The sequence below is a fragment of the Streptomyces syringium genome (genome assembly GCF_017876625.1).
Classification (GTDB): Bacteria; Actinomycetota; Actinomycetes; order Streptomycetales; family Streptomycetaceae; genus Streptomyces; species Streptomyces syringius.
On the sequence record NZ_JAGIOH010000001.1, the window covers coordinates 1,410,286 to 1,427,111 of the forward strand.

General features: G+C 75.1%; 14 protein-coding genes. 7 read left to right on the forward strand and 7 right to left on the reverse strand.

The window, feature by feature from the left end; genetic code table 11:
- Positions 1–106 precede the first annotated feature (106 nt).
- The 3 genes from JO379_RS06160 (at position 107) to JO379_RS06170 (ending at position 2,373) form a co-directional block, all read left to right on the forward strand.
- Entirely contained in the window at positions 107–457 is a 351-nt protein-coding gene (locus JO379_RS06160; protein ID WP_130876741.1) for a hypothetical protein, read from the forward strand.
- Positions 458–555: 98 nt separating this feature from the next.
- Positions 556–1,689 (forward strand): L-histidine N(alpha)-methyltransferase, encoded by a 1,134-nt coding sequence (locus JO379_RS06165; RefSeq protein WP_130876742.1) that lies wholly within the window; start codon positions 556–558, stop codon positions 1,687–1,689.
- A gap of 33 nt (positions 1,690–1,722) precedes the next feature.
- Positions 1,723–2,373 carry a hypothetical protein gene (locus tag JO379_RS06170; protein ID WP_130876743.1) on the forward strand — a complete coding sequence of 217 codons (651 nt, stop codon included), beginning with the start codon at positions 1,723–1,725 and terminating at the stop codon, positions 2,371–2,373.
- A gap of 192 nt (positions 2,374–2,565) precedes the next feature.
- Here the strand turns inward: JO379_RS06170 and JO379_RS06175 are convergent, their stop codons facing one another.
- The 6 genes from JO379_RS06175 to JO379_RS06200 all read right to left on the reverse strand — a co-directional run bounded on the left by JO379_RS06175 (position 2,566) and on the right by JO379_RS06200 (position 12,453).
- On the reverse strand, positions 2,566–7,254 hold the full coding sequence (locus JO379_RS06175) for a hypothetical protein (RefSeq protein WP_130876744.1): 4,689 nt from the start codon (positions 7,252–7,254) through the stop codon (positions 2,566–2,568).
- A 31-nt stretch (positions 7,255–7,285) separates the two neighbouring features.
- Complete coding sequence (locus JO379_RS06180) at positions 7,286–8,236, reverse strand: hypothetical protein (protein ID WP_245381395.1); 951 nt, start codon at positions 8,234–8,236, stop codon at positions 7,286–7,288.
- Positions 8,237–8,411: 175 nt separating this feature from the next.
- Positions 8,412–9,974, reverse strand: coding sequence for a hypothetical protein (locus JO379_RS06185; RefSeq protein ID WP_209514277.1), 1,563 nt, complete (start codon positions 9,972–9,974; stop codon positions 8,412–8,414).
- Between the two features lie 78 nt (positions 9,975–10,052).
- Positions 10,053–10,697, reverse strand: a complete 645-nt coding sequence (gene pcp / locus JO379_RS06190) for a pyroglutamyl-peptidase I (RefSeq protein ID WP_130876746.1) — start codon at positions 10,695–10,697, stop codon at positions 10,053–10,055.
- 80 nt (positions 10,698–10,777) lie between these two features.
- The gene (locus tag JO379_RS06195) at positions 10,778–11,746 is read right to left on the reverse strand and encodes a DUF979 domain-containing protein (protein ID WP_209514279.1); all 969 of its coding nucleotides are present in this window, start codon (positions 11,744–11,746) and stop codon (positions 10,778–10,780) included.
- Entirely contained in the window at positions 11,743–12,453 is a 711-nt protein-coding gene (locus tag JO379_RS06200) for a DUF969 domain-containing protein (RefSeq protein ID WP_130876748.1), read from the reverse strand. The genes JO379_RS06195 and JO379_RS06200 overlap by 4 nt, the downstream gene beginning before the upstream one ends.
- A 167-nt stretch (positions 12,454–12,620) precedes the next feature.
- Here JO379_RS06200 and JO379_RS06205 point away from each other — a divergent pair, with 167 nt between their 5' ends.
- From JO379_RS06205 to JO379_RS06220, 4 genes are read left to right on the forward strand one after another with little or no spacing between them, the layout of a single operon-like run.
- The gene (locus JO379_RS06205; RefSeq protein WP_209514282.1) at positions 12,621–13,265 is read left to right on the forward strand and encodes a GntR family transcriptional regulator; all 645 of its coding nucleotides are present in this window, start codon (positions 12,621–12,623) and stop codon (positions 13,263–13,265) included.
- On the forward strand, positions 13,262–14,056 hold the full coding sequence (locus JO379_RS06210) for a LamB/YcsF family protein (RefSeq protein ID WP_130876750.1): 795 nt from the start codon (positions 13,262–13,264) through the stop codon (positions 14,054–14,056). Before JO379_RS06205 ends, JO379_RS06210 begins: the two co-directional genes overlap by 4 nt.
- A gap of 26 nt (positions 14,057–14,082) precedes the next feature.
- Positions 14,083–14,697 carry a 5-oxoprolinase subunit PxpB gene (pxpB, locus tag JO379_RS06215; RefSeq protein ID WP_209518554.1) on the forward strand — a complete coding sequence of 205 codons (615 nt, stop codon included), beginning with the start codon at positions 14,083–14,085 and terminating at the stop codon, positions 14,695–14,697.
- Positions 14,694–15,557 (forward strand): 5-oxoprolinase subunit C family protein, encoded by an 864-nt coding sequence (locus tag JO379_RS06220; RefSeq protein ID WP_209514284.1) that lies wholly within the window; start codon positions 14,694–14,696, stop codon positions 15,555–15,557. The genes pxpB and JO379_RS06220 overlap by 4 nt, the downstream gene beginning before the upstream one ends.
- Before the next feature lie 17 nt (positions 15,558–15,574).
- On the opposite strand, the gene JO379_RS06225 is transcribed toward JO379_RS06220, so the two are convergent.
- Entirely contained in the window at positions 15,575–16,729 is a 1,155-nt protein-coding gene (locus JO379_RS06225) for a glycosyltransferase family 4 protein (protein WP_209514286.1), read from the reverse strand.
- Positions 16,730–16,826: the final 97 nt, after the last annotated feature.

Consider the following 16,826-nt stretch of genomic DNA (forward strand, 5'->3'; position numbering starts at 1 on the left):
GACGGCGTCACATCCGATGCCCCCACCTTTGGAATGCTTTTGGATCGTTTTGGAATCCTTTTGGAAGCGGCCCGAACGGGGCAGCCAATGGGGGAGGTGAGCCGTCATGGACCAGGATCACGACATCCGGCCGTACGCGCGCAGGCCGTTGTGGGTGGAGGAGCCGGCCAAGCGGCCGAGGATGCCCGATCCGGTCCGTGACTCCGCGGTGCGCGCGGTGCTCATCATCTCGGTGACGCTGGTGCAGGCCATGGTCGCGGCGCTGTTCACCCTCGTCGGTTCCTGGCTCGCGCTGCCCGCACTGCTGTGCACGGTGGCGAGCGTGGTGGCGGCGACGTGGGCGGTGCTGGACGTGTGGGTGACCCGGCAGGTGTGGCGCCAGCGCCACGGCGTGGTGTCGGTGCCCAGCAGTTCGGCGCGCGAGATGCGCAGAGCGCGCCGGCCCCGCTTCCCCTGATCGTCAACAGGCGGGTAGGTTCGGAAGTTGACGGTGTGTCGGCCGTGCGCGGCGGCCGGCCGGAGGGGGCGTCGCGGATGTCGGATCGGGAACAGGCAGTGCGTCGGATTCCGTCGATTCTCGGGGACCCGGGCTGGACGGTGTGCCTGGTCGGCGAGGAGCAGTCGGGCAAGCTCGCGCAGGTGACCGCGGGGCTGCGGCACGGGCCGGATCCGAGCGGCTCGGGCAAGCGCATCACCTCCGGCTTCTCCTACTGGGGCCTGGAGTCGACGGTGGCGTGGGCCCACGCGTGCAACGACCTGTACTACCCGGTGATGCGCGAGAGCATCGGCTCCTTCAGCCGCCGCTGGCGCGCGATGACCCAGACGCTGCCCGACGGGCCGCTGCACTATGTGAGCCTGGGGCCCGGCACCGGCCAGAAGGACCAGGCGCTGCTGAGATACCTCGACAGCCGGGGCCGCTCCGGCTGCTACATCCCGGTCGACGTCAGCGCCGAGATGCTGCGCCTGGCGCAGCGCGAGGCGCTGGAGCATCTGCACGTGCCGCCCGCCGATGTGCTGCCGGTGCAGCTGGACTTCTCCATGCCCGCCAACCTCGACCGGCTGTGCACCCTGATCCGGCACGCGGTGGGCGACGAGCCGGTGGTGTACTCGCTGCTGGGCAATACGCTCGCCAATTTCGACAACGACACCCAGCTGCTGGCCCTCCTCGCCGAGAAGCTGTTGCGCCCGCAGGACCGCTTCCTGCTGGAGGTGGCGAGCACGGCCGGGCAGGACGAGGCGGCGGCGCGCGCGGCGGCCCACGAGTACGAGAACAGCCCGCGTTTCCGGGAGTTCGTCACCAGCGCCCTGATGCAGTACACCGACCTCCAGATCGATATGAACAGCCTCACCTGCGAGGGGCTGGTCGAGGACGACCGGGCGCTGAAGATCAAGGTCGTCTACCGCAACCGCACGGGCGGCCCGCTGGAGCTGACGCTGCCCGACCGCAGCACGGTGCCGTTCCCCGACCAGGACACCATCCGGCTGCTCCTCAGCCGCAAGTACACTCCGGCCGGTCTGGAGAAGATGCTGGTGGACGCGCGGGTGACGAAGGTGGGCGAGACCCATGACGTCGGGCACGCCGCCTTCGACCGGCCCGCGTTCGGGCTGGCGTTGCTGATGCTCCAGTCCGCCGACGCGGCCCCCGAGCCGGCGCCCCGCGTCCCCGGGCCCAATCCGTTCCGCGACTGACGGGCCGCGATGAGACGCCCGGGGGGACGTCGGATGGGACTCGTCAGCCGGTTCAGCCGGCAGTTCTTCGCCGCGGCCACGATCTCCTGCCTGCTGTTCGCGCTCGGCACGTGCGTGTGGTGGGTGACCGTCGCCGAGGGCTCGGACAGCCGTTTCGAGCCCGTGGCCTCGGGCCTCGCGCTCGTCGCCGCCATCACCGGGGTGTACGCGGAGCGGCGGGCGGCCGCGCGGGAGCGGCGCGCGCAGGCGCTGTACGCGCTCACCGACGAGCTGGTGAAGAACAGCGAACTGCTGGCCGGGGAGAGCTTTCTGCCGCAGGACCCGCTGGCGCCGAAGGCCCGGGTCTATCCCCGGCTCGTGCAGTCCGCGACGGACGCGACGCTGGTGTCGGGGGCGTTCGCCGAACCGGGGCACGACGCGCTGATCGCGCTGCTGCACCGCTGGCGGGACGCGGTGCACGACTTCAACCGACGGCTCGACCTCGCCGAACTGCGGACGTACGTCAGCCAGGTGCCCGCGGAGGAGCTGCTGGCGATCGACGAGGCGATGCGCCGCCCGGGCGGGCAGCTCGACGGGCTGTGCCGGCTGCGCGACGAGCTGTCGCTGCTGCTGCGTGAGCGGTACGGGCGGCAGCCGGGGGTGGCCGCCCGGCTCGGTCCTGGCCGGCCGGATCCCGGCAGGTGAGCCCTGGCCCCTGCGGGCCGTGGCGCGTGCACCTCCGCTGCGCGGCGGTGTCCTCAAGCACCGGACGGGCTGCTGTGCTGTGTCCTCAAACGCCGGACGGGCTTGGCGGCTGAGCTCAGCCAAAACCAGCCCGTCCGGCGCTTGAGGACGAAACGGCGGGGCAGCCGCCGACCACGACCGGCCGGCCAGGCCTTACGCCGGTTCCTCCACCGGGCGGCGGTACATGCGCGTCGCCGTGATCTCCCCGTGCACCGGCTCGGCGTCCGGGTCCTGCTGGGGCAGGCCGGGGCGCAGGTGCTCCTCGACGCTGATGTACTTCAGGCCCGCCCGCAGGTCCGCGTCGTTGCGCAACCGGATGACCAGCGGGAACTCCGCCAGGGCCGTGGTGTCGAAGAGGCCGGTGGTGTAGAGCAGCTGCACGCCGAGCGCGTCGGCGACCGCCCGCTGGAGCTCCAGCAGATAGGTGGCGTTGGCGCGGCCGATGGGGTTGTCGAGGAACAGCGTGCCCGCGTGCCGCTGCTTGTCTCGGCCCCGGTCGTTGCTGCGCAGCGCCGCCATGGTGCAGTACAGCGCGATGGCCGCGGTCAGCAGCTGGCCGCCGGAGAACACGTCGCCCATCTGCCGGACCGGCACCCGCTCGGCGCGCAGCACCGCGTCCGGCTTGAGGATCTCCACGGCCACGCCGCGCGGCAGCAGCGCCGCCTGGACGCCCCGCAGCAGCAGGGACATGCCGTCACGGCGCAGGTCGGAGTTCTTCTTGACGGCCGAGCTGGTCGCCTCGTCGATGACCTCGCCGAGCCGCTCGGTGAGGGTCGACTGGTCGGGGTCCTCGAAACGGATGCGCAGGAACTCCTGGCCCGACCACTCCCCCAGGCCCTCGGGGAGCCGGGAGAGGCGCTGCGCGGAGCGCAGCGTGGTGAGCGAGGACTCCACGAGGCCGCGCAGCCGGTCGACGATGCTGTCGCGGTTGCGCTCCAGCTGCTCCAGCTCGTCGGTCAGCACCCGCAGCCGGGGCGCGAAGGCCTCCGCCCAGGCGAGGGCGTGCTCCGGCAGGGCGGCGGCGGGCAGCTCGCGGATCTGCTGGCGGGCGGGGGTGCGCACCTGCTCGTAGCGGGTGGAGTTGGCGTGCCGTACGAGGACGTCGCTCGCCTCGCGGACGGCGGACTCGGCGGCGGACAGCTCGCCCGCGCAGCCGCGCAGGGAGCGCCGGGCCTCGGCGGCGGCCTGCCGGGCCTCCTCCAGGGTCCCGGTGTACGCCTCGGGCTGTTCGCCCTCGTCCTCCTGGGTGTTGTCGCGCAGCAGGTCGCGCAGGAGAGCGGCGGTGTCGTCGAAGCCGGCGGCGGCGTCCTCGGCGGCACGGTGGGCGCGCAGCAGGTCGCCGTGGACGGTGCGGGCGCGCTCCAGGGCGTCGGTGCCGGCGGCGAGTTCGGCCGTGGCGGTGCGCAGCAGCTCCTTGGCCCGGTCGGCGTCGGCGGGCACCAGCTCGGCGGGCAGCTCGGTGTGCGCGTCGCCGTCGGCGGGGGCGAGCCGCTCGGCCTCGCCGCGCAGCCGGCCGAGCTGTTCGCTGGCGGTGGAGGCGCGGGTCTCCAGCATCTGCACGAGGGCCTCGGCGCGGGCCGCCGCGGCCTGCCGGGACGGGCCGTCGGCGCCGTCGGTGCCTTCGAGGAGCTGGGCGGCGCGGGTGCGGACCTTGTTGGTGAGGCGGTCGAGTTCGGCGCGGGCGGCGCTCTCGTCGCTCTCGGCACGGGCCTGCTCGGCGCGCAGGTCGGCGCCGACGCCGACCTTCTCGTAGAGCTGCGAGGCGGCACGGTGGGCCTCCCGCAGGGCGGGCAGCGAGGCGGTGGGGGCCGGGGCGTCGGCGGCGACCTCGTCGGGGGCGCCCGCGATCTCGGCCCGCTCGGCGCGCAGCGCGCGGGCCGTGCGGCGGGCGTCGTCGGCGGCGCGCTGGGCGGCGCGGCGGTCCTCGTCGGCGGCGCGGGCGCGGTCCACGCAGACCGCCGCCTGCTCCTCGGCCTCGGCGGCCTCCTCGGCGAGCTCGCGCAGCCGGGACTGCCAGGCGGCGCGCTCGCGCAGCCGGTAGGCGAGGCCGGCGAGCGCGTCGGCGACGCGGCGGGCGCGCTGGGCGGTCTCCTGCCGTTCGTCGCGCACCCGGGCGGCTTCGGCGGCGCTCTCGTCCGCCTCGGCGCGGGCCACGCGCAGCTCGGCCAGCTCTTCCTGGGCGTCGTCGGCGGCGGTGCGGGCCCGCTCGGCCTCGGCGGCCAGCTCGGCGAGCCGCCCGACGGGGCAGCCGGCGCGCCAGGAGGCCAGCCGGGCGGCGAGCGTGCGGTCGCCGGCCAGCCGTGCCGCTATGGCGCGGATCTCCTCGTCCCGGGCGGCGGCCCGGGCGCGCAGGGCGTGCCGCTCGTCGTCGGCGGCGCGCTCGTCGTGCATGGCGGGGTTCGGGGGCACCAGAAAAACGGCGGAAGCGCCGGAGGCACCGGAGCCGTCGCCGGTCTCCGGGTCGGGTGCCGGGGCGAGCAGGGCGGCGGTCGTGCCGACGGCCACGGCGGAGCGGGGCAGCAGCGAGGCCTGGGCGAGCACCTCACGGGCCCGGGTGTGGGCGTCCGGGTCGGTGATGACGACACCGTCGACGAGCTCGGGCCGCGCCGCGAGGACGGTGGCGTGCTCGGCCGGGTCGACGGCCTGGGCCAGGTAGCGCCAGCCGGGCAGCGCGGGGATGCCGTGCTCGCCGAGGTACTCGACGGTGGCGAGGACGTCGGGGCTGGGCGGGAGCAGACCACCGTCACCGAGCGCGCCGAGGATGCGGGAGTCGTCGGCGGCGGCGGTGCGCAGGTCGAACATCTGCCGTTCGGAGGCGGCGACGCTCGCGTCGAGCATCTCGCGCAGCGCGTCGGCGTTCCGGTCCAGCTCCTCAGCCGTCAGGGGCCCGTCCACCGTGCGGCGGGCGGCGGGCACGGCGTTGGCGGCAGGGGCCGGGTCGGCGGGGGTGCGGTCGGGTCCCGAGCGCGGTCCGGGGACCTGGCCCGCGGCCGTCGGCTGGGGCAGGCCCAGGAGTTCGACGATGCGCTGGTCGGCGCCGAGGGACTCGGCGGCGCGGCGCTCGGCGTCGTAGGCGGACTCGGCCGCCGTGGCGGCGTCGGCGGCGCGGGCGGCGGACAGCTCGGTGCGGGCCTGGGCTGCGGCGGCCTCCTTCGCGCGCTCGGCCGCCTGGCGGGCGGCTTCGCGGGCGCTCTCGTAGGCGGCGGCCGCGGGCTTCTCGGCGTCGCTGGCGGCGAGGGCGGCCCTGGCCGGGTCGGCGTCGGGGGCGGTGTCGTCGAGCCAGCCGGCGCGGACCGCCTCGGCGGTCTCCTGCTCGACCTCGACGAGGCGCTGGCGCAGGTGGCCGGACTCGCTGCGGGCGCGCTGGGCCTCGGTGGCGGCGGAGGTGGCGTCGCGGTGGGCGGCTTCGGCCGTCTCCTGGAGGACGGCCGAGCGCTCCTCCTCCTCGTTGGCGACGCGCTCGCCCTCCTCGGCGGCGGTGTTGAGGGCCCGGACGAGCTCGGTGGCCGCCTGGGCGCGGGCGGCGAGCGCGGGGGCCGCGTCCCGTTCGGCCTCCTGGATGGCGGCGGCGACGCGCGCGGAGCGGTCGGCGGCGGCCCGGTGGCGCAGGACGGTCTCGGCGGCCTGCCAGGCGGAGTGCAGGGTACGGGCGTCGAGGAGTTCGCGGCGCTGGGCGGCGGCGGCCTTCTCGGCGGCGGCGAGCGCCAGCGAGGCGTGCCGGTAGGCGATCTCGGCGGCGACCAGGGAGCGGCGGCCGCGCTCGGTCTCGGCGTCGGTGACGCCGTGCGCGGCGGCGGCGACCTGCTCGGCCAGCTCGGCGGTGCGGCCGCGCTCCTCGGCGCCGCGCGCGGAGAGCCGGCGGGCGAGGACGCGGGTGCGGCGCTCGGCCCCGGTGTGCACGCCGCGCGCCTGCTCGCGCACGGCGGCGGCGTCGGCGATGCGGGTCAGCAGGTCCAGCGAGCCGGCCGTGAAGTCCCGCTCGGCGGTCAGCTCGGCGCGGCGGCCCAGCTTGTGGGCGAAGCCGTGCACGAGGTCGGCGAGGCCGTCGGTGTCCCGGGTGTCGGTGACGGCGCGCAGCAGCAGGTCGGTGAAGTCCGAGTCGTTCTTGACGGCGAAGAGGCCGGCGGCCTCGCCCTCGTCGGCGTTCATCTCGCGCTGGTAGCGGAAGAGCTCGGGGTCCAGGCCCAGCTCGCCGAGGTGCTCGTTCCAGCGCTCGTGGATCTCCTCCCACACCACGTCGAGGTGCGGGTAGGCCTTGCCGGCCTCGGTGAGGGCGTCGCGGAAGCCCTTCATGGTGCGCCGCCGCCCCCGGGCGCCGGAGCTGCCGTCGGCGCCGCCGCGCATGGCGGTGGACTCGGCGACGGGCAGCGAGTCGAGGCTCAGGCCGGGGCCGGGCCGGAAGGAGTACCAGGCCTCGGCGAACTTCCGGGGATCGCCCGAGACCTGGCGGCCGCGCCACTCGCTGACCTTGCCGACGACGACGGACTCGCCGGTGAGGACGTGGCTCCACTCCAGGGCGACGTGACCGCAGTCGTCGGCGAGGAGGAACTTGCGGAGCACACCGGAGCTGGCGCCGCCGAGGGTGTTGCGGTGGCCCGGCAGCATCACCGAGAAGATCAGCTTGAGGAGGACGGACTTGCCGCCGCCGTTCTCCAGGAAGAGCACGCCCGCGGGTGCGGGGCGGCGCGGCGGGCCGACGGGCTCGTCCTCGAAGAACTCCGCCTGCGCGGGCGCGGGGTGGGGCACGGGCGCGCCGACGCTCCGCAGGTCCAGCACGGTGTCGGCGTACCGCGCACCGGCGGGCCCGATGGAGTAGAGGCGGACCCGGGACAGCTCGTACATGGCGGACTCTCGTTGTCGTGACGGGCGGTGGTCAGGAGGCGTTGCTGTGGTCGAAGCCGTTCTCGAAGAACGGCAGTCCGGCGTCCGCGACGAGGTCGAGGGCGTCGGCGTCGCTGGGCGGCAGCAGGGTGGCGCTGCCGTCGCCGACAGGGACGACACCCAGCTCCAGCAGCTCGGCCATGGCGGCGCTGCCCGCCATGTCGCGGACCTGGAGCTGGTAGCGGGGCGTGGTGCGGTACGCGCCGCCGGCGTCGTCGCCGGTGCGCTGGAGGAAACCGGAGTCGACGAGGAAGGCGACGGCCTTGGCGATGATGCCGGTGGTGGAGCCCGCGAGACGGCGGGCGTCCTTGGTGGCGCCGGTCGCGCTGCGCCGGGCGTAGACCCGCCAGGCGGCTTCGAGGCCGGGGGCGTCGGTGGTGGGGTCGGTGTTCTCGCCCTGCTCGGCGGCCTTCTCCTCCAGCCGGCGGCAGGCCTGGCGGACGAACGCGTCGATGCCGTTGACGGTGACGCGGCCGATGTAGCCGTCGTCGGCGAGGTCCTCCGGACGCGGGAAGGCCATGGCGGCGACCGCGAGATGGGCGAGGCCGTGCAGGAACCGGTCGGCGGAGTCGGCGGTGGCCCGGCGGGCGTAGTCGCCCATCCGGACGGCGAAGACGGAGTCCTCGGCGGCGGTGACGGCCATGCCGGCCCGGCTGGACACCTCCAGCACGATGAGCCCGAGGCCGGCGGCGACGGCGTCCGCGAGCCGCGCGAAGGCGGGCTCGTCGCGGTGGCGGCGCAGCAGCTCGGCGTACTCGGCGTCGCGGGCGGGCAGCAGCTTGGGCTGCAGCCCGAAGGCGATGAGCCGGGCGGCGTCGGCGGCGTCGGCGGGGGTGACGTTGCCGCTGCCGCTCGGGGTGGGACTCGGCTCGGCCACATCCGGCTGCGCCGGGTACTCGGCGTCGTACTCAGTCACGGTCGGTGCTCCTGCTGGGGGTTCCATGGGTGGTGGTCGGTTCGGCACCGCCGGGCCGCGCCGCGGTGGTGGCTCGCCGTGGCGGCGGGAGTTCCTCCCCGGACCCGCCCCTTCCCGTGGCCGGGGGCGTATCCCAGCGGTGGCCGGGAGAGGGGCAGGGCCGTGGTGTCTCCGTCCGCCACGGCGGGAAGCCGTACGGCGATCACGTGGCCTCCGCGCGGTCCGCCGCCATGCCGGCCGCGTCCAGCAGGGCCTTGCCGACGATGAGGTCGGCGCCGCCGAACTCGATGTCGTCGAGCTGGGTGCCGTCGTCGACGGCGAACAGCAGGGTCTGCTCGCCCTGGCGGTAGGCCGTGCCGACCGAGGGGCTCGCGGCGTGGACGGCCAGCAGGGCGACGAGGTAGGGGAGTTCCGGGTCGCGGCGGCGGGCGTCGGCCAGGAGGCCGGAGAGGCGGCGGGGCGCGTCGGCCGGCAGGTCGAGCAGCTCCATGGCGCTCGCGAGCTGCTCCTCGCTGAAGCGGCTGTCGTCCGGGGTCGCGATGAGGTCCGGTTCGGGCATCTCCGCGCCGAGGTGCTCGCGCTCGGCGGGCGGCGTCAGCAGCATCTCCACCAGGTCGCCGACGCGGACGGACACCGGGGTGCGCAGGCCGGTGCCGTGGGTGAAGAAGGCGTCGGTGACGCGGCCGGCCTGCTCGAGCGGGAGCGGCAGGACGGGGGCGAGGAGCTGCCCGTACAGGTCGAGGCCGGCGCGGGCGGCCGGGGGTGCGAAGGCCTGCCGGTCCTGTTCGGCGCGGAAGAGGGGGCCGGCTTCGAGCAGCCTCGACTGCAGCTGGGTGTGGCGGCGGATGCAGTCCTTGACGATGTCGACCAGCTCGGCGGCGCGCCGCTTGTTCTCGGGCTCCTCGGCCTCGTCGCGCGCCTTGCGGATGTTGGTGAGGATCGCGTTCTCGTGGCGGTAGCGGTCGGCGACGTGGTCGAGCGCTTCGGCGATCATGTCGGGGACGGTGCGCAGCCAGTCCACGGCCCGGACGTTGCGGCGGGTGGCGTCGAGGGTCTTGCGGAGGGTCTCGGCGTACTGCACGGTGCGGTAGCGGGCCTGCTCCGCGGCGAGCTGGGCGTCGGCGAGCCGGCCCCGGCTGATGAGGACCTCCAGCTTCACCTCGGCGGCGATCTGCGCGCTGGTGACATCGGTGTCGAGGGCGCCGACGAGGACGTTGACGGCCTCGTCGGTGGTGCGCAGGAAGACGGTGCCGCCGTGGCCGGGGACTTCCTCGATCAGCTTGAAGTCGTAGTCGCGGCGGACGTACGTGCCGTCGGTGCCGAAGGTGCCGTAGACGGCCCGGAAGCCGCGGTCGACACTGCCGACGTTGATGAGGTTCTCCAGGACCCAGCGGGCGACGCGCTCGTGCTCGGCGGCGGACCGGTGCGGTTCCTGGGCGGCGACGCGCGGCAGCAGCCTGGCCACTATCTGCTCGTGGTCGGCGCCGGTGTCGAAGTCCATGTTGAGCGTGACCAGGTCGATGGCGGCCAGGGCCACCTCCGCCATCGCGTAGCCGCCGTACTCGCCCGCGAGATTGGCTTTGCGCGCGTCCAGGTCGTGCAGCGGCGCGGTGCAGGCGAGCGCCCGCAGCCGACGGGCCAGGCCCTCGTCGGCGGCCGGGCCCGGGGCGATGGGGGTCCCCCCTGCTCGAGCGGAGCCGAGAGCTTGGGGGAGTGCGGGCCCGTTGAGCTGGGGCGGAACGGCCGCCGGGGCTGGAGAAGTCACGTCGCACAGAGTAGGCGCTCACCCCGACAACGGACGAAACGGCACGGGCGGACGTGCCCGGTGCCGGAGCCGGTGGCCTCAGTGTGTGGCGCCCCCCACAGCGCGTACGTCCTCGGTGCGGTGTGCGGCGGTGATCACGATCATACGCAGCCCCTCGGCGACGGTGGCCACGGGGAGTGACGGCAGGGCCCGGTCGGTGACCTGTTCCGGCGCGTAGGGAACGTGGACGAACCCGCCCCGCAGGCCGGGGCGTTCGGTCGCGGCGAGGTGCATCAGGGCGTAGAAGACGTGGTTGCAGACGTAGGTGCCGGCGGTCTGCGAAACGGCGGCGGGCAGGCCCGCGTCGCGGACGGCGGCGACGCAGGCCTTGACGGGGAGGGTGGCGAAATAGGCGGCCGGGCCGCCGGGGACTACGGGTTCGTCGACGGGCCGGGCGCCCAGATTGTCGGGGATGACGGCGTCGTCGATGTTGACGGCGACGCGCTCGACGGTCAGGTGGGGGCGGCCGCCGGCCTGGCCGACGCAGACGACGAGGTCGGGCTCGGTCTCGCGGACGGCGTCGTACAGGGCGTCGATGGCGTCGCCGAAGACGCAGGGCAGTTGGGCGGCGTGCACGTCGATCCCCTGGGGCGGGTCGACGGCGACGGCGCGCACGGCCTGCCAGGAGGGGTTGAGGCTCTCGCCGCCGAAGGGTTCGAATCCGGTCAGCAGTACCCGGGTCATCGAGGGGTGCTCCCTACAAGACAAGTGACGCCGGAAGGCGCCAGATGGCATCAGGTGACGTCAGATGGGGTCGTAACGGGTCAAAAAGCAAAGGCGGCCATGATGACGATATTGCAGCCGAGCAGGGCGACCGCGGTGGGCAGTTGTGCCTTGATGGGCCCGTACTGGTCCTTGAGCTCCAGCAGGGCCGCGGGGACGACGTTGTAGTTCGCGGCCATGGGCGTCACCAGCGTGCCGCAGAAGCCCGCGAGCATCCCGATGGCGAGCACCGCGGAGGCGTTGCCGTGCGCCTGCTCCACCAGGACCGGCCAGCCGACTGCCGCGGTCATCACGGGGAACGCGGCGAAGCCGTTGCCCATGATCACGGTGAAGAGGAACATCCCGGCGCAGTAGACGACGACGGCGATGAGAACGGAGCCGTCCGGCAGGACCGCGGTGGTGATCCGGCGGACCTGGTCGCCGACGCCCGCGACGGAGAAGATCGTGCCGAGCGTCGCCAGCAGCTGCGGCAGCAGCATCGCCCAGCCCATCGTCTCCAGCATCGAGCGTCCGGCGTGCACGGGCACGGTGATCCGCCGCTCGCGCAGCATCACCATCCCGACGGCGAGGGCGACCAGCGAGCCGATCCCGAGCCCGAGGATGGTCTCGCTGCCCTTCTGCAGGACGGGCTCGCCGCCCAGGGACAGCTTCTTGACGCCGACCGCGCAGACCAGGGCGACGGCCGGGATGGCGAGGGCGGGCACGAACAGCTTGCCGCCCAGCCGCCGCGCGCTCTCCGCCCGCTGCTCGGGCGTCGTCGTACGGGCCTCGCCGCGCCCGGTGAAGCCGAAGCCGGCGAGGCAGACCATGACGAGGACGGCCACCCCGAGCGGCTCGGGCGGGGCGGACTTGTCGACGACCCAGGTGCTGTAGACGAAGCCGAGGCCGAGCAGGCCCCAGAAGGCGGCGGTGCCCAGCCGCTTGGGATTGCTGCGGTCGGTGAGCATCTGGGCGGCCATCACCAGGAAGATGCCCCCGACGAGCCAGTAGAACCACTCTGCCTTGATCACTTGGCGGCCTTCCGGTCGAGGGCCTCGCGCGCGCCGGCTCCGGTGTCCCCGGCGGCCAGTGCCCGGTCCAGGCGCAGCAGCCGCCAGCCGTGGATGGTGAGGGCGCACAGGGCGGTGGGTATGGCCCACAGCGCGAGCTGCAGCGGTTCGAGGTGGGTGTGGTAGGTGGTGTTGACGAATCCGGTGATGAGCAGGATCGAGCCGACGGCCAGGAAGACGTCCTCGCCGAAGAAGAGCCCGACGTTGTCGGCGCTGGCGGCGAAGGAGCGCACCTTCTCCCGGGCCTTGTCGGGCAGCGGGCCGTGGCGCCGCTCGGCCGCGCCCTCGGCCATGGGGGCGGCGAGCGGTCGGACGGTCTGGGCGTGTCCGAAGACGCTGAGGAGCCCGAGTGCGGCGGTGATCTGACGGAGCAGGAGGTAGAGGGCCAGGAAACGGCCGGTGGTGAGCCCGGCGAAGCGGGTGATCAGCCGGCGGGCCTGCTCCTGGAGCCCGTAGCGCTCCAGGAGGCCGATGACGGGGAGGGTGATCACGAAGATCGTCACCGCCCGGCTGGAGGCGAAGCCGGTGCCGAAGGCGGCCAGCACCTTCTGCGGCGAGAGCCCGCCGAGCAGGCCGGTGGCGATGCCCGCGACACCGACGACCAGCAGGGGGTTGCGCCTCGTGGCGAAGCCGATCACGACCACGAGGACGCCCAGGAGAACGAGCATGGGCCTTGCCTTCCGCGTTCCCGGACCTCACTCGATCGGGTGAGGTGACTGGCGAGGAGGCTAAGATATTGTTCAACAATCCTCAAGGGGCTTGACTGGCGGATCACTTGGCCGCGGCCGGTGAACACGCCTTGGCATCGCCCTTGACCGCCGCACGTGGAGGACGCATGGCCCGATCCACCGCGCAGCGCGTGGCCGACGCGCTGCGCACCCGTATCGAGGGCGGCGGACTGCCGCCCGGCACCCAGCTGTCCGAGGAGGCGCTCGGCCGGGACCTCGGGGTGTCGCGCAATACGCTGCGCGAGGCCTTCCGGCTGCTCATCCACGAGAGCCTGGTCGTCCACGTGCTGAACCGGGGGGTGTTCGTCCGGGTCCTGGAGCCCGCCGACGTCACGGACATCTACCGGGTGCGCGCCGCCCTGGAGACCGCGGGGGTACGGGCCGCCGACGGCGCGGACCGGACGCTGCGCGACGCCGTCGGCCGGGCGGTGGCCGAGGGCGAGCGCGCCGCGGCCGGTCACGACTGGCGGGAGGTGGGCTCGGCGGACCTGCGCTTCCACCGGGCGCTCGCGGCGCTGGCCGGCAGCGCCCGCATCGACACCGCCATGGACCGGCTGCTGGCCGAACTGCGCCTGGCCTTCCACGCGATGCCCTCGCCGCGCCGCTTCCACGAACCGTTCCTGGCGCGCAACCGCGCCCTCGCCGCCCTCCTCGACGACGGCGCGTACGACCGCGCCGAGGCCGAGCTGACCACCTATCTGGACGACGCACGGACACTCATACTCGACGTGATGCGGGAGACCAGCCGATGACCGGACCTGCCGACGGGCCGGGCACGACGCCCCGGCCGGCGCTCGACCTCAACGCCGATCTGGGCGAGGGCTTCGGCCGCTGGCGGCTCACCGACGACGACGCACTGCTGTCGGTCGTCACCAGCGCGAACATCGCCTGCGGCTTCCACGCCGGGGACCCCTCCACGATGCGCCGGGTGTGCGAGCGCGCCGTCGAACTCGGCGTGCGCATCGGCGCCCAGGTCTCCTACCGCGACCTGGCCGGCTTCGGCCGCCGCGCCATGGACGTGCCGCCGGACGAGCTCGCCGACGAGATCACCTACCAGATCGGCGCGTTGCGCGTCTTCGCACAGGCGGCCGGTGCGGACGTCGCGTATGTGAAGCCGCACGGCGCGCTCTACAACCGCACGGTCACCGACGCCGCCCAGGCGGCCGCCGTGGTGGCGGGCATATCCGGTGCGGGCGGGGCGCTGCCCGTCCTCGGGCTGCCCGGCTCGCTGCTGCACGAGGCCGCCGGACGGGCCGGACTGCCGGTGGTCACCGAGGCGTTCGCCGACCGCGCGTACACCGCCGCGGGCACGCTCGTCTCCCGCCGGGAGCCCGGCTCCGTGATCACCGACCCGGACGCCGTCGTCACCCGGTCCGTCCGCATCGCCCGCGCGTCCGCCGTCCTCGCCCTCACCGGCGAGGAGGTCGCCGTCGAGGCCCGCTCGCTGTGCCTGCACGGCGACACCCCCGGGGCCGCGCAGCTCGCCCGCCGGGTGCGGGACGGACTGGAGGCCGCCGGCGTCCGGATCGAGGCGTTCGCGTGACCGCGCCCCCGGAGCGGCTCACCGGCGTGCGCGCCCTTCCCGTCGGGCGCCGCGCCCTGCTCGTCGAGGTCGCCACCGCCGAACAGGCCCAGGCCCTGCACGCCGAGCTGCTGCGCCGCCGAGCCACCGGGTCGCTGCCGCCCGTGGCCGAGATCGTGCCCGCGGCCCGCACCGTCCTGCTGGACGGCCTCGACGACCCGCGCGCCCTCGCCGAGGACCTCACGAGCTGGTCCATACCCCCGCTGACCGCCGCCGGCAGCGCGGCCGTCGTCCTGCCGGTCCGCTACGACGGGGCCGACCTCGCCGAGGTCGCGGCCCTGTGGCGGGTACCGGAGGACGAGGTCCCGCGCATCCATTCCGGCCTCGAATTCCGCGTCGCCTTCTGCGGTTTCGCACCCGGCTTCGGCTATCTCACCGGTCTGCCCGAGCGGTTGCGGGTGCCACGCCGGTCCACTCCGCGCACGGCCGTGCCCGCCGGGTCGGTGGGCCTGGCCGGCCCCTACACCGGGGTCTACCCGCGCTCCTCCCCCGGCGGCTGGCAGCTCATCGGCCGTACCGACGCCGCCCTGTGGGACCCCGCGCGGGAGCCGGCCGCGCTGCTCGCCCCGGGCACCCGCGTGCGCTTCGAGGCACTCGCGTGAGCGCCCTGACGGTGCTGCGGTCCGGGGCGCTGACCACCGTGCAGGACCTCGGCCGGCCCGGCCACGCGCATCTCGGGGTGCCCCGCTCCGGCGCCCTCGACCGGCCCGCGCACCGGCTCGCCAACCGCCTGGTGGGCAACCCCGCGGCGTTCGCCACCCTGGAGACCACCGTCGACGGGTGTGCCGTGCGCACGGACACGGCCGTGACGGCCGCCGTGACGGGGGCGCCCTGTCCGGTGCGGGTCGACGGCCGCCCGGTGGCGTGGGGCGCGCCGGTGCGGCTGGCGGCGGGTGCCGTGCTCGACGTGGGCAGCGCCCGCGCGGGGCTGCGCTGCTACGTGGCCTTCGGCGGCGGTGTGGCCGTGCCGCGGGTCCTCGGCAGCCGCTCCCGCGATCTGCTCTCCGGCCTTGGGCCCGCACCGCTCGCCGAGGGCATGTCCCTGCCGCTGGGCGCCCCTTGCGGGCCGCCGCTGACCGCGGACACCGTGCCCTCGGCCGGACCGCCCACGGCCGGGCTGGTGCTGCCGGTCGTCCTCGGCCCGCGGGACGACTGGTTCACCCCCGGTGCGCGGCGGGCCCTGGCGGGCGGCGCCTTCCGGGTGTCGCCGGCGAGCAACCGCATCGGGCTGCGCACCGAGGGGCCGCGTCTGGAGCGGGCGCGGGAGGGCGAACTCCCCAGCGAGGGCATGGTCCTCGGCGCCGTCCAGGTCCCGCCCGACGGCCGCCCGGTGGTCTTCCTCGCGGATCACCCGACGACCGGTGGCTACCCCGTCGTCGGGGTGGTCCCCGAGCCGTCGCTGGCCGCCGCGGCCCAGGCGGTGCCCGGCACGCCGGTGCGGTTCGTGCCCGTACGGGTGTAGGGCCCGGCGAGGCGCGTTCAGACCGTGCTCCCCTCCACGGCCGGCCGGCTGCGGGCGCACCGGCGGGCCAGGACGTCGTCGTAGTGGTCCAGGAGCCGGTCGCCGATCACCGTCCAGGTGCGGCCGAGGACGGACTCGCGGCCGGCCCGTCCGTACGCGGCGCGCCGGGCGCGGCAGGGTTCCAGGGCGAGGACGGCGTCGCGGACCGCCTCGGCGTCACAGGGCCGCACGAGCAGGCCGGTGCGGCCGTGGTCGATGAGGTCGAGGGGGCCGCCGACCGCCGGTGCGATCACCGGTACGCCACTGGCCTGCGCCTCCTGCCCGGTCTGGCAGAAGGTCTCCTGGGGGCCGGTGTGGACGAAGACGTCCAGCGAGGCGAAGATCCGGGCGAGGCCCTCGCCGGTGCGGCTGCCGAGGAAGCGGGCCCCGGGCAGGGCGGTGCGCAGCCCGGCGGCGCTGGGGCCGTCGCCGACGATGACGAGGCGCACGCCCGGCAGCGCGCAGACGGGTGCGAGCAGCTCGACGCGTTTCTCCGGGGCGAGCCGGCCCACGTAGCCGACGATCAGCTCGCCGCCGGGGGCGAGCGCGCGGCGCAGCTCGGGGTCGCGCCGTGCGGGGTGGAAGCGGGTGGAGTCCACGCCGCGCGGCCACAGCCGTACCCGGGGGACGCCGTGCGCGACGAGGTCGCGGGCGGCGGCGGAGGAGGGCGCGAGGGTGCGGTCGGCGGCCGTGTGCACCGCCCGTATCCGCCGCCAGGCGAGGTGGCCGCCGGTGCCCGGATGGGTGCGGGCGTAGCCGCCGAGGTCGGTCTGGTGGACGGCGACGGCGGGCACGCCGAGGCGCGCGGCGGCGCTCATGCCGCGCGCGCCGAGCACGAAAGGGCTCGCGAGGTGGACGATGTCGGGCCGGTGGGCGGCCAGCGCCCCGGGCAGCCGTCGGCTCGGCAGCGCGACGCGGATCCCCGGACAGCCGGGCAGCGGTATCGAGGGGACCCGCACGACGGGGTACCACCCGGCGTCGTCTTCGCCACCGCCCGGATCGTAGGGGCCCGACGGGGTGACGACGAGCGGTTCGTGGCCGCGCCGGGCCAGGTGCCGGGCGGTCTGCTCGGCGCAGAGGGCGACGCCGTTGACGTCGGGCGGGAAGGACTCGGTGACGATGACGATGCGCATAGGGGTGTTGTCGGCCCCCCGCGCGCCTCGCGGGCCACGTGGATCTTTCCGCCCGGGGAACGTCCCGTGAGCGTTGGCCGCGCGACGCCCCGGGCGG

What these genes read in the sequence shown, in the direction of transcription:
- JO379_RS06180 (WP_245381395.1), bottom strand. Translation starts at nt 8,236, where the DNA reads ATGGAACCCCCAGCAGGAGCACCGACCGTGACTGAGTACGACGCCGAG.
- JO379_RS06210 (WP_130876750.1), top strand. Translation starts at nt 13,262, where the DNA reads ATGACCGGACCTGCCGACGGGCCGGGCACGACGCCCCGGCCGGCGCTC.
- JO379_RS06225 (WP_209514286.1), bottom strand. Translation starts at nt 16,729, where the DNA reads ATGCGCATCGTCATCGTCACCGAGTCCTTCCCGCCCGACGTCAACGGC.
- JO379_RS06200 (WP_130876748.1), bottom strand. Translation starts at nt 12,453, where the DNA reads ATGCTCGTTCTCCTGGGCGTCCTCGTGGTCGTGATCGGCTTCGCCACG.
- JO379_RS06160 (WP_130876741.1), top strand. Translation starts at nt 107, where the DNA reads ATGGACCAGGATCACGACATCCGGCCGTACGCGCGCAGGCCGTTGTGG.
- JO379_RS06205 (WP_209514282.1), top strand. Translation starts at nt 12,621, where the DNA reads ATGGCCCGATCCACCGCGCAGCGCGTGGCCGACGCGCTGCGCACCCGT.
- JO379_RS06175 (WP_130876744.1), bottom strand. Translation starts at nt 7,254, where the DNA reads ATGTACGAGCTGTCCCGGGTCCGCCTCTACTCCATCGGGCCCGCCGGT.
- pcp (WP_130876746.1), bottom strand. Translation starts at nt 10,697, where the DNA reads ATGACCCGGGTACTGCTGACCGGATTCGAACCCTTCGGCGGCGAGAGC.
- JO379_RS06170 (WP_130876743.1), top strand. Translation starts at nt 1,723, where the DNA reads ATGGGACTCGTCAGCCGGTTCAGCCGGCAGTTCTTCGCCGCGGCCACG.